At 42.0% G+C, this 13,838-nt stretch carries 11 protein-coding genes and 1 pseudogene; 3 read left to right on the forward strand and 9 right to left on the reverse strand.

Annotated features, from left to right (window positions below; translation table 11 throughout):
* Positions 1–258 precede the first annotated feature (258 nt).
* Positions 259–1,587, reverse strand: coding sequence for an RNA polymerase factor sigma-54 (gene rpoN / locus FXV78_RS03660; RefSeq protein ID WP_004842341.1), 1,329 nt, complete (start codon positions 1,585–1,587; stop codon positions 259–261).
* 15 nt (positions 1,588–1,602) lie between these two features.
* Positions 1,603–4,263: a sigma 54-interacting transcriptional regulator gene (locus FXV78_RS03665; RefSeq protein ID WP_023924019.1), complete on the reverse strand. Its 2,661-nt coding sequence runs from the start codon at positions 4,261–4,263 to the stop codon at positions 1,603–1,605.
* Positions 4,264–4,504: 241 nt separating this feature from the next.
* Here FXV78_RS03665 and FXV78_RS18145 point away from each other — a divergent pair, with 241 nt between their 5' ends.
* Positions 4,505–4,771 carry a hypothetical protein gene (locus tag FXV78_RS18145; RefSeq protein WP_226970776.1) on the forward strand — a complete coding sequence of 89 codons (267 nt, stop codon included), beginning with the start codon at positions 4,505–4,507 and terminating at the stop codon, positions 4,769–4,771.
* 166 nt (positions 4,772–4,937) lie between these two features.
* A pseudogene (locus FXV78_RS18770) lies at positions 4,938–5,186 on the forward strand (transposase); the annotation flags it as partial.
* Positions 5,187–5,597: 411 nt separating this feature from the next.
* Here FXV78_RS18770 and FXV78_RS03675 read toward each other — a convergent pair.
* The 6 genes from FXV78_RS03675 to FXV78_RS03700 form a co-directional block, all read right to left on the reverse strand.
* On the reverse strand, positions 5,598–6,716 hold the full coding sequence (locus FXV78_RS03675) for a glycoside hydrolase family 172 protein (protein WP_004842328.1): 1,119 nt from the start codon (positions 6,714–6,716) through the stop codon (positions 5,598–5,600).
* Positions 6,700–8,874: a glucosidase family protein gene (locus tag FXV78_RS03680; protein WP_004842326.1), complete on the reverse strand. Its 2,175-nt coding sequence runs from the start codon at positions 8,872–8,874 to the stop codon at positions 6,700–6,702. The genes FXV78_RS03675 and FXV78_RS03680 overlap by 17 nt, the downstream gene beginning before the upstream one ends.
* A gap of 16 nt (positions 8,875–8,890) precedes the next feature.
* On the reverse strand, positions 8,891–9,715 hold the full coding sequence (locus tag FXV78_RS03685) for a PTS system mannose/fructose/sorbose family transporter subunit IID (RefSeq protein ID WP_004842325.1): 825 nt from the start codon (positions 9,713–9,715) through the stop codon (positions 8,891–8,893).
* Positions 9,712–10,509 carry a PTS mannose/fructose/sorbose/N-acetylgalactosamine transporter subunit IIC gene (locus tag FXV78_RS03690; RefSeq protein WP_004842323.1) on the reverse strand — a complete coding sequence of 266 codons (798 nt, stop codon included), beginning with the start codon at positions 10,507–10,509 and terminating at the stop codon, positions 9,712–9,714. The genes FXV78_RS03685 and FXV78_RS03690 overlap by 4 nt, the downstream gene beginning before the upstream one ends.
* A gap of 28 nt (positions 10,510–10,537) precedes the next feature.
* Positions 10,538–11,023 (reverse strand): PTS sugar transporter subunit IIB, encoded by a 486-nt coding sequence (locus FXV78_RS03695; protein WP_004842320.1) that lies wholly within the window; start codon positions 11,021–11,023, stop codon positions 10,538–10,540.
* 276 nt (positions 11,024–11,299) lie between these two features.
* Positions 11,300–11,734, reverse strand: coding sequence for a PTS sugar transporter subunit IIA (locus FXV78_RS03700; RefSeq protein WP_004842316.1), 435 nt, complete (start codon positions 11,732–11,734; stop codon positions 11,300–11,302).
* 323 nt (positions 11,735–12,057) lie between these two features.
* On the opposite strand from FXV78_RS03700, the gene FXV78_RS03705 reads away from it, so the two are divergent.
* Complete coding sequence (locus FXV78_RS03705) at positions 12,058–12,873, forward strand: aromatic acid exporter family protein (protein ID WP_004842314.1); 816 nt, start codon at positions 12,058–12,060, stop codon at positions 12,871–12,873.
* On the opposite strand, the gene FXV78_RS03710 is transcribed toward FXV78_RS03705, so the two are convergent.
* The gene (locus FXV78_RS03710; RefSeq protein WP_004842311.1) at positions 12,867–13,823 is read right to left on the reverse strand and encodes a U32 family peptidase; all 957 of its coding nucleotides are present in this window, start codon (positions 13,821–13,823) and stop codon (positions 12,867–12,869) included. The two genes, FXV78_RS03705 and FXV78_RS03710, sit on opposite strands and share 7 nt — an antisense overlap.
* Positions 13,824–13,838: the final 15 nt, after the last annotated feature.

Below are 13,838 nucleotides of genomic sequence, written 5' to 3' on the forward strand. Positions count from 1 at the left end.
AATACATCATTGGTTAAAATCAGTGAAGAGTCTATCTGCCGTGAGCCACTATGCACAGTCAACGTGCATATGCGAACTGCGCATTCACATGCACTATTCCTTGCGACATTTCTACCCAACAGGGTATAAGACATTTTTTAGAAGTCATACCGTAAATCTATTGAAATCTCTTTAGAAAAAACAAAAACGGCTGTATTTCAGTCCACCTTTGCACCAAAGTACAGCCACATAAACCAATTCTATTTTTATTGTGCAATATCAGAACTCCCCCCTTCTCCCTGCTGCATCCAGAATATTCATCTGCATCCTATATTTTGCCACCGTTCTTCTTGAGATCTGTATTCCCTCTTCTCCCAGTTTCTGCGCCAGTTTTTGATCACTCAGCGGTTTCTTCTTATCTTCGCTTTGAATGAAATTTCTTAGCATCAGCTTCACTGAATCGCTACTGACTTCCTCCGTCCCTTTTGGCATAAAATCTGACAGTGCATAAACGCCCCAGCCACACTGCAGATATTTTCCTTTCACCGCCCTGCTGATTGTTGATTCATTCACCTCCATAATCTGTGCAACATCCTTCTGTCTGATCGGTTTCATATCCTTTCCCGAGTCCAAAAACATCCTCTGGAAATCAACCAGTATATCTGCAATCCTCTGCAATGTATGACTTCTCTGCTCTATGCATGCTCTCAGCCATTCTGCCTGCGCCTGCTTTTGCATAATATATTCCCGAACCTCCGCCTCTTTCGAATCTCGCAGTTTTACATAGAATTCATTCAGCCTCAGTTCCCGGTACACAGCCTCATTCAATTCCGCTATATATTTTCCATGTTCTTTTGACACAATAATATCTGGTATTACATACCCCCCTGTGTTTCTCCCATATATTCTTCCTGGTTTTGGATTCAGGGTTCTGATTCTGGAAAATGCGTCTCTTACCGCCGCCTCTTCCTCTCCCAGTTCTTTTGCAATTGCTGAAATTTTATGTTTTGACAGATCTTCCAGATAATTTTTTACCAGAGTAATCGCAAGCCGGGAGTCTTTCTGTCGCTTCAACTGCAGAATCAGACATTCCTTCAAATCGGCGGCCCCGATTCCGGCCGGCTCCAATGATTTCAGTATCTCCAGCGCACTCCGAAGTTCCCGCACCGAACATGGTATGTACTCTGCCAGTTTTTTCACCGAAATCTCCAGATATCCTCTACTGTCCAATGATCCTGCTAACTTTTCCACAATTTTCTTTTCTTTTTCCCCAATTGGCATCGTCAACAGCTGCTGATGTATTATATCCACAAGGCTTTCTTCCTGAAGAGTCCACCAGTCTTCTAACAACTGATGACCGCCGGCATAGCTCCAGTCGGTATCCTCCGATGCCGTTACTCCTGTTTCATCAGACTTACGCATATCTTCCCTCACCAGTTCTTCCAGCGGTGCCTCTGCCAGTTCTTCCACTTCAATCAACGGATTTTCCAGTGCCACTTCCTGAATATACACAGCAATTTCCTGTGCATTCATTTGCAGGATGCGTGCCTGCTCAATCTGCTTCTGATATACCCTTTGTTTCTGCTCAACCTTCAGTTCCAGTCCCATCGAATTTCCTCTTTACTACTTAATCAGTCTTTTAAACAATTCGTATAGCATCGACAATTCATATTCATCCAATCTGATTCTGTATTTTTTTTCTGCTTCCGCAAATACAATCCGAGAAATCCGATAGAACTCCTTCTCTTGCTCAGATAATTCCCGTTGTTCTTCCTCATAACCATCCTGTGCGATCATCAGACGCTCAAACATAAATGCAATGTGCATATACAAATTTAGTCTCACATGCCCCGACATTTCCAATGCATAATACTTTTCATACCGCATCAAAATCAGTTCTACTTCCCGAACTACAACCGCAGGGTTCAAAAACTGCAGTCGGCTTACGATACCTTCCATTGAGAAAAACTTTACAAATTCTCTTTTGAGCACTTCAAACTGCTCCGGATTTATTACTGTCTTTAAGGAATCCCACAGCACCTGTTCTCCACTTCCATCCAACACATCATACATACTCAGCCATGGAGTTTTTACTTCTTCTGAAAGTGATGAAGTCGTCAAAATCAACAGTGTCTGCTCAAAGGATTTTTCCCCTTTTTCACCCAAAACCCGAATCAGTTCCTTATAATCCATCGTAATAAAATCAAGCCCGCAGTCTCCGAGCACGCTTTTCATCATTTCCTGAATCTTTTCCGCAATTCCCACTCCGGACATACAGGATATGACAATATTTTTTCCCTGTGAAAGACCTTCAAAAAACTGTACATCAAAACTACAGATTTTCTTTGTACTCTGTGTAATTTCCGTAAAGGAACTATGTCCCAGTATTTTAATTCCGATATCGAGCGCAATTGCCGTAGAAACATTATTGATAATCATCAGATCCCCTGACAGACTGTTTTTGATCAATGTATACATTCTGCTGAGAGAACCTGTATCTACCAGCAGAATCACTCCTCTTCCTCCCGGAATATCTTCCAGATAACTCCTTACTTTATCAATCATCGCATCAAAAGAAGAGTCCATCGGCATATCAATTGCTTCAAACACAAAGGTTCCACATGCCTGATTCACCACTTTTGCAATACTGCTCGCCGTTGTATCTCCATGCGCAGCAATCAAACCTGCCAGTTCAACAGACTCTACAACATACTCATGCAGAGCAACTGTAAACAAAAACAGGACGTGTTTTCCACAGCCTTGTTCCAACGATACCACTTTCTCAAAAAGACGTTTTGCAATATAATGTGCCCTTGAAAGAGACTGTTCAAAATAAACAGACAATTTCCACTCCATCTCTGCATCCAATTCCATTTGCGAGAACATCTTATAACTCAGGTACAGTTCCTTCAGACATTGGTCTGTCACACGAATTCCATAGCGTTTCAGCACCAATCTGCAGCTGCTCTCAAACATCTTTCTTACCGTATTTTCGAACACCGAAGAACTCACTGTGACATATTTCTCCCAAGTCTTCATCTGGTGTTTATACCGTAGATATAACATATCTGTTTTATCCCAGGAAGCCTTCACCACCTCTTCCCAGAGAGCTGAAACATTCAAAGCATGTTCCGTAACACATGCTTCATACGCAGATTCACTTTCCTGACTGCACAAAACTTTCATCGGACAGACAATTTCTTCCAAAGAATCACCCTTGTCCGGTGTCTCATTCTGCAGCTCTCTTGAAGAGATTTTCAACAGTTTTTCCTCCTGTTGCCGAAAATATGCTTCTGCACAGCTTACCCGCACAAGATTTTCCAGTTTTCCGATATTTCCAGGTAACTTTGAAAAGCACAGATACTGCATCGCATCCTTTTCAATCAGAATATCCCTGTTGATCTTTACCGCTTCTTTCTGATAAAACCGATAAATTAACTGTAGTCGTTCCATCAGCGGTCTTTCCGCAATACTTCCGATTGAAGTCTGTACGGTAATTCTCCGGCGAAATGTTTCCAGAAGGACTTTTTCCGGAATCTCCGTTGTTGCAAAAATAAACCTTACCTTCGCCGCTTTCCAGTTCTTGTCACCAAGCGGTCGATATTTTCCTGTGTCCATGAAAATAAAAAGCTTTTCCTGGTTTTCATAAGACAGCCGGTGAATCTCGTCCAGAAAAAGATAACCGCCGTCCGCTTCCTGCAAAAGCCCCTCTTTATCTGTATCCGCTCCGGTAAAGCTTCCCTTTTTATACCCTAAAAGTGCTGCCGACAATAGCTCTGGATTGTTCGCATAATCTGCACAATTCAGCACTACCAACGGAGCACTCTCGCTGATAACTGCACTGGAAACTGCATATTGGTGAATCAGTCTTGCCAGAAAGCTTTTTCCGACCCCACTTTCTCCTGTAATCAGTATTGGCAGTCCGTCCGGCGGATATGACACCGCCGCTTTGCATCTTTCAATTACATTTTTCTGGCTGCCGTCAGCACCGATCATTGTATCAAAGACGTCTTCCCGGCGTACTTCCGGCAGCACTTCTTCTATTTCTTTTCTTTCTTCACTGACAGAACCCTGCACATTCTCTCTCTGTTGTTTCCTGATATTCCAGCATACCGGCCGGGTAAGTGTCTTTTCCACACTACCTTCTTCCAAAAGACGGTTCAGATAATGGCTGACTACCTGTCGGCTTAAATTCAGCTCTTCTGCAAGTGCTGCCGCCGTAATCTGACAATCACTCTTCGACATCCTGCACAGCGCCTGATATACCCTGTCTTTTGCTTCCATAAAAAGTACCTCCCGGTTTTTCTGCTTTTTCATACCCCTATTATAATAAATTTTGAGTTTCTCTACAACACTTTTCTTTTCTTGAGTTTCCGCAGAATTATCCTCCTCAGATAAGTCTGCTATGTTTCGTTATCCACAACTTTCAAAAAATGCCTAAAATATAAGGAATCCTGTTCCTTTTTGATGTAAAATTAAGCTACCAAACCAAAAACTTACTAAACAAAAAGAAAGGGGATCCCTTATGATTAATTCTACATCAACTACTTACTCTCTGAAAAGAAAAATTTTAACTTTTACAAATAAAATTTCCTGCCGTCTTCCGAAACCAGACCGCAAGTTTATATCAGATATGGTTTACGGTATTTTGGCATCTCAGAGCTGTCTGCTTACCGATATTTCCGATCAGCTCCATGAACCTGCACGTAAAGTAAATACAGTAAAACGACTTTCCACACATCTCTTGGAAGGCCCCCTGCCGCTGCGGCTTCCACTTATCTCCATACCGTAAAGAAGCTCTCGCCTCCCGATCCGGTGGTCCTGATTGATGAAAGCGATGTTGTAAAGCCGGATGGGAAACACTTTGAAGCCCTGGGCATTGTCCGGGATGGTTCAGAAAGCACACAGACAAAAATGTTTATAAAAAGGGATATCATGTAACGGAAGCCTGCGTTTTAACTGCTCATAAGCATCCCGTCAGTATTTTTTCCCGGCTCCATTCTTCTGCTGAGAAAGATTACAAATCTGTAAATACCATCACATTTGATGCGATCAGACAGGCCGTCTCTCTTTTCGGGAAAGCTACTTTCGTTATGGATCGGGGTTATGATGACAATAAAATCTTCCTCTTCCTCGACCAACAGAAGCAGGATTATGCGCTCCGCCTGATTGCCAGGAGGAATCAGAGCCTCCAACAAATGCCCTGAAAGTTTCTATCATACAGAAAGCAGATCCGATCAAAGAGAAAGTAAGCTTCTGCTATTATCGGCTGGCGAAAGGCATCTCCGGCATACTGTCGTATGCAAAAGAAGGTGTCCGACTGTGGTTCCGGACAAAGCGTCCGGCATGCCGTCAACTCTGCCTTAAGCTGACCGGTTAAGTAGAGAAAAGAATAGGTCTCCTAAAGTCCGGTTCCGGCGGGGCTTATTAAAGTGCCTCTATTTTCGGCACTGCCATTCTAAATCTCTCAAAATTTCGGCAGATTGGCACTTTGGGAAGACATATCCATTTTTTCAGTGCAATTTGCGGAAACTCAAGTTTTCTTTTCCATCTCATGGCTTTTTGTCCCGGGGATTACTGTTCATATGTTAACCTGTGAGCAGTAACTCCCGGCATTCTTACCTCGGCAGACGTGCTCTTCTGTCCGGAAATACCCGATCAAATCCTTCTGCAGAATCCTGATACCAATAAGCCACTGTTGCCACATCGTCCGAACGTTCAAACAATGACAGATCATCATTTCCAATCTGCTGCAAAGTTACTTTGATATCTTCTGAAAAAGCGATTGGATCTAGAATATGCCAGCGGTACAGACCATGGCGCGGCAGACTGTCATCACCAAATGCATGTACTGCATTTAATTTTCCTGTTTCAAACCGTACACGTGTCTTGTCCTTTGTCTCATAAAACGGATAACCTAGAAACAGTGTGGAATAGTTCTTAACGGAAGGTCTTCCCAGCTCATCTTTCTGATGAAATGCCCACGCACCTCCGAAATAATCTTCAGAACCTGTGGAGGATACGGTCGGGAATTCTTCATCTCCATCCAGATAGAACTTAAATTCACCCTCTCCCCACCAATATCTTTCCAGTGCAGTCAGCGCAAGAAATGTTCCTACATAATAGCCTTTTCCTTTAATCTTATCCAGTATCACGTAATCTTTTGCCAGTTCTGTTTGTCTTTCCCGTTTCCAGTATGCGTGGAAATACAGAGTGTTTTCCGGCAGACTGTCTGTCTCCGCATAATTTACTGTATAGAAAAATGAAGTAATGTCTTTCGGATGTTCATTTGTAATGGTAATTCTTGCTCTTTCACGAAACGGCATTTCAAAATAGCTGTTCATACCGCCCGTTGGATTTACTACGATCGGCAGAGACGCAATGTCACATCGTTCGCCGAATCCGTTGCAGAAGAAATCTCCCAGTGGAGCTTCTACCGCCGGAGTGCTGCTGTTGTCCCAATAGATTCTGAGTACAACATCACGCATAACAAAACTTCCCTTTTCTGTATTTTCACGAATCGTCATCCAGATATGACGAATGATTCCCGGTCCTTTTATATCTGCAATGACCGTCTCTTCTCCCATTGGAAGACGGATACTTCCTCTTCCTTTTCTCTGCGGTCCGAGTGCACTGTCTTCCATGCATGCTCTTCCCTTTTCTCCCGTCGGATTTTCCGGAGATACTGCTCTTGACCGCTCGCCCTTAAAGGTTGTGATATTATTTAATAAATTCATAATCCTGACTCCATTTCTCTTCGTTGTTTGGGTGAATTAATTTCTTTTGATTTTTTTTCATTTCTACATAAACCGGAAATGTACTTCTATTTTTCATAGAAAACTCTGCCATATGATGCTCATACCGAACCGAAATATCAAATCGGGCATTTCCTATCCGCATATTTTTCCAGCAGAATCCGCCGATAAACCGCTTAGGATGGATTCTGAACACCGCCTTCGGCGCATCATATTCGATTCCGAGAAATTCCGTGATAAAAAGGATAAAAAAGATTCCTGCACCCCATCCACATTTTCCGCAGCTGTTCATTCTCACAACATCACCGGTCTGTGCTCCGATCTTATACGGCCACCACCACCAGGAACCATCCAGGTCTATCAGTCTTTCTAACTCACGAAATCTACCTTCGTCTCCTGACCAGTTTTCTTTCTCTGCCGCACCGTTTAAAATCGAAATATATCCCGGAAATGTTGCCCCGGACTGATTTCCCCACTTGATTCCTCTGCTCAGTTCACTGTAAGTAGGATTTTCTCTGCTTCCTGTAAACTGACCATACTGCTTCAAAGTATCCTGCTCTTCACTTTGATATTTGTAGTATTTCATCAGGGTTGTATCCGATTCTTCCCCATCATGCATTCTGAGACAAATTTCTCCGTCATGGTTCACATCTGTTATAAACTGAAGCCCCTGGTCCAACATCTCTTTCTGATACTTTTCTGCAGAATCACATTCCTTCTTTTCCTCTGCGATTCCACTGATTCCTTCCAGATACTGTGTTCCAAAGAGCCCCTTCGCAGTCATATACCGTTCGATATCTTTTCTTGTCTTTCCTGCTTCACTTCTCAACATTTCCGCATAACTTTTCTCTCCGAAAACTTCTTCCGCAATTCTTGCTAATGCCATAAAACTGCGGTACACACAGAGATTGGTTCCTGTATGATACTTTCCCAGTGCATACGCATCGGAAATCCACGTTGTACGATACAGATAAGGCTCATTTTCCTCACGGCTTTCGAGAACCGTCTGAAGAATTGCTTTCATTTTCTTATAGAGCTTTGGATGCTGTTGGAAAAATTCTTTCTCACCAAAATACTCATAATATGCACCGGAAAGCATGATCACAGACAACGAATTGCTCAATGAATGAAAGACGCCGCCTTCGAATTTAGTTCCTTTATATTTGATTCCATATTTTGCAAACCAGAGAATACATTTTTTACAAAGTTCCGGCTCTGTCAGTGTAAACGGCAGACTGGAGTAGTACATGTCTTTATTCCATACATGTGGTGTGACCGGATACGTTCCCCAGTTGGAACCCAGAATTTCATTCTCGCCTGACATTGCAAACGCACCAAACGCCTGCTGGTATGCTCTCTGCAAAAGCATTCCTGCCATCGCATCTTCTTCCATCTTCAGTTCTCCTGTCAATGACCGGAAATACTGTAACGTCTGTTCCATCCAGAAATCCGTATCTTTACTTAAAAACATTTCTATATCCTGATACCGGTTCGGATCTCCAAACAGAAGTGAAACCCGTTTCTGCTCCATTGGCTGCAGTGTAAAGGAAACATCCTGATACGTTCCACTCTCCGCTGTTATCATCAACACATTTCTTGTATCCGAATATTTCTTTTCATACAAAGCAGGGAGACAGACCGTCATCTCTGCTGCCTCTCTGCCTGTATTTTTTACCGTTACTTCATAAAGAAGACAACTCAGCCGTTTTCCTTTTGCTGTAATCGGTGCTGTGGCAAGAATCGTGACTTCTCCCCACGGAAAATAATGCCTGCAGCGTGGAAACAGATTTTCTGCCAGATCCGTCTCCACATATTTTGTATGTTCACATAATTTTTCTGTCTGTCCATTCCATTTTACAGAAACAGACAACTGATGTTCCTGCACAAAATCCTTTGCCACCCACACCCCCGGCTTACTTTCCATCAGATAATTTCCGTGAAAAAATGTAATATGTCTTATCGTTCCGAATTCATCCAGATTCGCCTGTACTTTCTGATTGGAAACATCAAAGGAAAATGTATCATCCGGTAGTTTTTTTCCATAATAACTCACCTGATTTTCCGTGCTGTATTTCCCGTCTTTTACTTTTACCTGAAAAAACGGATTTCTTTTACTGTCTCTGATACGATTTCCTGTCATAACTTTTCCTCCTGCCTTAGCAGATTCCGAGAACGGATAATATAATTCCCAATGCAACAATTCCAAAGATCAAAACAATGATATTTACTTTCTTCTTTAACAGTTTAAAACATCCAAATGTAAGCAAAAGCGGTACAATTCCGATAAAAATACTGTCAAGAGAAGACTGTACATCCATTACGGATTTTCCTTTCATCGTAAAATCAAGAATTGTCGTAAACAGAACCGTTTTACTCGTCATCGCTCCGACCATGATCAGTCCGACAATGCCCGCTGCCTTCGTCAGAATCTCCATCATTCCGTTAGAATAAATCTTTTCTATGTATTTTGCGCCAAGAGAATATCCTAAAAACGCTCCATAGTAACGGCACAGGTAGTTCGGAATATTAAATGCAAGAAGGAAAATCAATGGTGCAAGCACGTTTCCTGCATTGGCAAGTCCGATTGCAAGTCCGGCTGCAACAACACGCCATACGCCCCAGAATAAGGAATCGCCGATTCCGGCCAGCGGTCCCATCAGACTCAGCTTGATTGAGTTAATGGATCCTGCGTCAAAATCTGTTTTTTCACTGTTCTCTTTTTCCATGGAGCCTGCAATTCCCATTACAAAAGATGCCATCGGAATTGTCGTACTGAAATATTTCACATGACGTGCCAATGCTTCTCTTCTTTTTTCTTCGTTATCTTTATAAAAATGATTGATAAACGGAATCATGGAATAGCAGAAACCGCCTCCTCCCATGGTAACCGGATTTACTGATGCATACATTGCTCCGGATCTCCAGAACATTTTTCTGATTAATTTTTTCTCTTCCTTACTGACATTATTCATTAATTTCATGCGAAAAAGTCCTCCTCTTCACTCATTTTTTCTACCGCTGCCGCTGGTGCCGCCTGATTGTTCTTTAACTGCATATCACGCTGTGCTGTCACAACCGCAATAATTGTTCCCAATACTGCAATTGCGATCAGTGGAAGATCCAAATATGCTACGAGAATAAATCCCAGCAGGAAATAGATTGCAATCTTATTATTCCAGAGCATCTGCAGAAGCATTGCCATACCAACTGCAGGAAGCATATTTCCCGCTACCGTCAGACCGTTCATAATTACATCCGGTATCATTTCCAGAATACGCTGAACAGCATCCGAACCAAACAATACTGCAAAAAACGGAATCAATGCATATAACGCATAATGTACGAACCATAAACCAAAATGAAGTATTGTAATTTCTTTATCTTTTCCTTCTTTTGCAAGTTCTTCAAATTTCGGTGCGCATGGACCAATCACAAAAGAGAAAATAAAGTTCATTAACTGTAATCCAAGCACTGCCAATGGGAAAACGATTGGAATAATGGTTCCGACATTTCCTCCGAGATTAATTGCAAAAGCAGTTGCAAGTCCGGCTGCAAGTGCCGGTTCTGCTGTACTGGATATTCCGATGTTTACAACTCCCATAAAAATCGACTCCAATGATGCACCTACAATAAGTCCTGTCTGCACATCTCCCAAAAGCAGTCCTGCCAGCGGTGCCACTACGATCGGTCTGCTCAACATTGCCATTCCAAAAAGTTCATGTCCTGCAACTCCCACAAAAACAGCGAGTGCTACAAAAAATGCATCTAACATCATAATCTCATCCTCCTCTATCCTATTTTAATCAACATCCCTTTAATATTGCAGATGCCATTTTCTTTTCCATTGCCGGTGTTCCCTGGAAAAATGTGTCCGGGTAAAGCTCTGTCAGTTCTTTCAGTGCTTCCAGTTCGTCTGCTGTCAGCATAACTTCTTTTGATAAGATTTTCTTTTCTCCGGATGTCGTTTTACCGGCATTTCCGATATTTACCATTTCAATATTTTTGTAACGTTTACACAATGTAACTGCATCTTTTACCATCGGTACAAGTACCATCAGACGCATAGACTCTGAACGTGGATCATCCAGAATCGTTGTCACATCTTCTACCGACTTGATGATACATTTGATTCCTTCCGGCACTGCCATCTTTAATGTCATTTTTTGTAGTTCATTTGATGCCGCCTCATCACTTGCAACTACCAGTCCATTCAGTTTCAGTTCCTTTGTCCATGTCATTGCTACTTGTCCGTGAATTAATCTTTCATCTACTCTCAAACATACAATCATCTTTTTCTCTCCTTTTCTTTTTGTTATGCTAATAGGCGTTTGCGAAACTCTGAACTCATTGAAAATACTGAATTCTTTGATTGTGACAAATCAATATCTCCTCAAAAATGTCAGTTTTTACGCTTCCCAATCCTTGTGGAAATGTGGATAACTTCCTCTCATTTCACGATTTTTAGCAAGTATTATGGTTTTGTCCCTTGCAAAGCCTATAACTTCGTTAGAAATCTCAAAAGTTATCCACATCAGTCGCATTTTGAGTTTCGCAATCATCTATTGTTATGCTAAGAATTCTTCCTCATCTTCTTTTTTTCCTTCTGGTATTTCTACCTGAACGAGCATCATATTTTTTCTGGACTCCTCAATAGAATCTAGCAGTTCTTCCTTTGTAACCTTATCCTCGTTCATTGCCAGTTCCAGTATCAATGGCAGGTTGAATCCGGCTATCAGAAATACATTTTCTTTCTGTGCATATGGAACAACTTTCTGATTGACACTTCCCCCCATCAAATCTGTACATACGATTACTTGATCTTCATCACTCACTTCTGAAAAATAAACTTTCAGTTGTTCATCCACATTGTCTTCTGGGTTTACATAGGCTGTCAAACAGGTAATATCTGCAGTATTTCCTATGAGTAATTCTAATGTACTCTTCATCCCTGTTGCTAAAGTTCCATGTGTTGCAAATAAGAATTTTTTCAATTTCTTCATCCTCCTCTTTTTCTTTCTACCCTTATATACTGCAAGAACTGTGCCAACTTTTTATTAGACACTAAAAAAAGCCCTAAAATCAAGGCTTTTTTTATTAAAAAAATATTATTCTGTAGTGTCCAAACATCACCCCACCCATATAACTGCAGACTTTCGACACAAAATCTTCAAAATCTGCATTTTCAAATCGAAATGAAATTCCCGTCTGTTCCAGATTATCCTCACAAACCTCTTCTGAATCCGCCAGAAATATTCGGCATAGCTCTGCGTACTTCGGTTCTGATTGCTACCGCTCCAGTTCCGAGGCTCTTGCTAGAGCGTGTTTGAAAATTGCTGCCGCCGCATCCATCGGATGTCTTCTTGCAGTACTATTCCAACTGCAGACACCAACTTCTGCCGGTATTATTGCCATCTTAAGCCTGCAGAATACACTGGTTTCCAACACCGTTTTGGTACTGCACCTGTATGCTGCCCAGTCCGTGCATCCCGCACTCCTGGTCAACGAACTGCTTTTGCTTCTGACCGGAACTTCCTGTGGGATTCTGATGAATCTCTACATGCCCGGAAATTCAGCAAAAATCCGACGGGCACAATCCGAGCTGGAACAGATATTCCGGAATACATTCCACCGGATCGCCCGTGATATTGTGATGGACAAACAACTTGCCTGCACCTTTTTTGATTTGTCCGATCTGGATTTGATTTTAAAGAAACTGGAAAAAGAGGCGCACGAAAATCAGGGAAATACATTACTGTCAGATGAACAGTATTTTGTGAAATATGTAGAAATGCGAAAAAACCAGAAGCTGGTAGTTGAAAAACTCTGTCAGAATATCCGACTTTTACATGATGTTCCGATTCAGGCGCATGCCATCTCTCATTTTATCGAAGATGTCAGTATAAAATTTCATGAATCCAATAATACACAGGAACTGATGCAGAAACTGACCGAAATGCAGACTTCCATGCAAAAAGAACCGCTTCCAGTGACAAGAACCGAGTTTGAAAACCGTGCAGTTCTCTATCGAATTCTCTACGATCTGGAAGAACTGATCACCATCAAAAAGCGATTCATCGAGACTTTAACTCCTGATGAGATCAAACGATTCTGGAATACCAGTCAAAACTGTTGTCAATAGTAGCAGTTTTGACTGCACCCATCTGGGAACAATTCCTGTTTCATACGATCCCGGAATTCTCTTTTCGTTTCCGCTGTTTCCAAAATCATAAGCGCTTTTTTCAACCGGATGATATCCTGCTGCATGAATTCTGTATAATTTCCTCTGCCCACAATCTTCAAATATGTAATTCCCGCTTTTTGTAGGTCGTACAGCGCACACAATCCACATCCACCTGCTCCTGTACGATAGTTTTCCACATCCAAATCCTCGTTTTCCACTTCATCTGCTTTTTGATTTGACAGTTCCAGAACGCCCTTACACTTTTTGTTCAACTTCCCCACGCGATATGGAACCCGACAGAGATGCCCCAGTTCATCACAGTGCAGCGAATTGCAGAATCCTCCACTGAAATGGCACAGTTCATTTAGGACAAACGCCTCGTACTCGATATTCTTTTTTAGATTGGAAATACAGGATTTCATATCTTCTACTGTATTTTTGCGGTGAAAGATCACCCGGCAGATTTCCATTTCTTCCAGAAAATCTGCCATCTGGCTGTTGATCTCTCCAAATTCTCCGCTCAAATGGATCCGACAGGGGATCTTCTGACTGCGGATATACAAAAGCAGCGCCGGATCTGCCACAATGATCGTATCAAATCCTGCCTGATGGCATTGTCCAATGATCTCCCCCACAACAGGATACTGCTCGGGTGTATAAGATAATGAGTTGAACGTGATGGCTACCGGCACCTGATAGTATTTCCTCATATTTCCAAGAATCTTCAACTCTTCATAAGAACCGATCTGCACATTATAAGCGCGCACTTCTCGTCTGTTTAATGGATTTAGCACTCCATATTTTTCTGCCCACGCAAATGGAACATACCCGCAGAAACATTCATCTGCCCCTGCCTCCACATACATTGGATAATCATCCACACTTCCAAGCCCTGCTGTAATCTTCATCTTCACGCCTCACTT

Source organism: Mediterraneibacter gnavus ATCC 29149 (assembly GCF_008121495.1).
GTDB classification, from domain to species: Bacteria; Bacillota; Clostridia; order Lachnospirales; family Lachnospiraceae; genus Mediterraneibacter; species Mediterraneibacter gnavus.